Origin of the sequence: Noviherbaspirillum humi (assembly GCF_900188095.1) — a bacterium.
Taxonomy (GTDB): Bacteria; Pseudomonadota; Gammaproteobacteria; order Burkholderiales; family Burkholderiaceae_D; genus Noviherbaspirillum; species Noviherbaspirillum humi.
In genome coordinates, this window is record NZ_FZOT01000043.1 from 1 (window position 1) to 1,591 (window position 1,591).

Sequence of the window (1,591 nt, forward strand, 5' to 3'; positions counted from 1 at the left end):
GCAGCTATGCGATCGTGCCGTCCGGTCAAAGCTCGTCCAACTATGCCATCAGCTTCGTGGCGGGAAACCTGACCATTGGGGCAATACCGGCACCCTTGCCTTCGTCTACACCTGCTCCATCGCCCACACCTGCGCCCTCGCCCTCGCCAGCGCCAATCGAACCCCGGACACCGGCCCAGCCAGGCACGAGCAGCCCGCCGCCGCTACCCACCTTTCCTCAACGCATTACCAACACGCCCACGGCGCCCACGGTCTGGATCCAAACGTCGAGCTATCCGGTTGAGGATTTCATGCCGATGCCGGTCATCACCGCGGGCACCAGCGGCACAGCCAGCAAGGGGAGCCACCTCACGCAGATCTGCTACAGCGCTGCCACCGTTGAGGAAGATGCGAATGGTTGCATGGCAGAGCTTTCAAAGCTATCACCGTCCGATGTCGCGCGCGCCGGCTCATTCCTGCTCGACGCCTCCCTCGTCCGCTGTGGACGACCGGAGAACGTGACTGCTCGCCGCGCCGACGGCACGGCTTTACCCTCCTGGTTGATGTTCGACGAAGAGGCGCTGCGCTTCAGCGCCATCGACCCGCCGCCCGGCTCCTTGCCCATGCCGGTGGAGCTGACCGTTCGCTGGCCAGGTGGCAAGAAAGCCGCCATTCGCACGCTGCTTGAAAGCTGCACGCAGGACCGCTGATCTCCCTCGGCCCTCCGTACCTGCTTCAAAACCCCGCGAAGGCGTCCGCAGGCCAGATAAACAGCCACTAGCGGCCGCACTCGCCCGCCTCTTTCATCTGCCGTTGGCGAACGACGAACACCGTCATTCACGTTGTTGGCTGCAGCCATTCACTCGTTGGCTGCGCCGCGGCGCGCAGCCATTGCAAATCGCACCACGATTCTTCTTTTCCCCTTTTATTTCAACCACTTGCAGGTAGAAAGCGTGTTACTGCGCAAGCTGGCACGGTCTTCGCGATATAGGGTTCGAGTGCGACAGATTTCACTCACCACACCAACCAGCCATCCAGGAGAATCGACATGAAAGCCATCATCATCCAAGACCTGCACATCGAAACCGCCCTCGACGGCGAAGCCCTGCGCGCCGTGCGCGGCGGCACCTATGCCTTCCGCATGCCGGCCTGGTCCGCCCCCAGCTTCGACCTGCACCTGTCCGACACCAAGTTCGACGCTTCCCAGCAGCTGATGCAGGGCCAGAACACCCAGGTCAACAACGGCAACAACGTCGCCTTCGCCTCCGGCATCACGGCCAACGTCACGCCGACCCAGAACGGCAGCAACAACATCAACTTCCATTGATCCACCCCCTACACCATTAATCCCATTCACGAATCAGCCCAGGAGAACCATCATGAAAACCCTCATCCTCAAAGACCTGTCCGTTGCCACCACCGAACTCGGCGCCGACGCCCTGTCCGCCATTGTCGGCGGCATGAGTTCCTGCCTGCCGGCCATGCCGTCCTATTGCCTGCCTTCCCTGCCGTACGGCGGCCCGAGCGTATCGCTGAGCAAGAGCGACACCAGCTTCAACGCCAGCCAGCAGCTGAGCCAGTGCCAGGACACCCTGGTCAACAACGGCAACAA

2 protein-coding genes and 1 pseudogene are annotated in these 1,591 nt (G+C 62.1%); all 3 read left to right on the forward strand.

Annotated features, from left to right (window positions below):
- Positions 1 to 689: pseudogene (locus tag CHB88_RS25430) on the forward strand (hypothetical protein); the annotation flags it as partial.
- Positions 690 to 1,027: 338 nt separating this feature from the next.
- Positions 1,028 to 1,306, forward strand: coding sequence for a hypothetical protein (locus CHB88_RS24005; RefSeq protein WP_089401886.1), 279 nt, complete (start codon positions 1,028 to 1,030; stop codon positions 1,304 to 1,306).
- A gap of 52 nt (positions 1,307 to 1,358) precedes the next feature.
- On the forward strand, positions 1,359 to 1,591 hold a 233-nt coding region (locus CHB88_RS24010; RefSeq protein WP_143131471.1), incomplete at its 3' end, for a hypothetical protein.

Bases quoted from the DNA above. Each gene is read 5' to 3' on its own strand.
- CHB88_RS24005 (WP_089401886.1), top strand. From the start codon at position 1,028: ATGAAAGCCATCATCATCCAAGACCTGCACATCGAAACCGCCCTCGAC.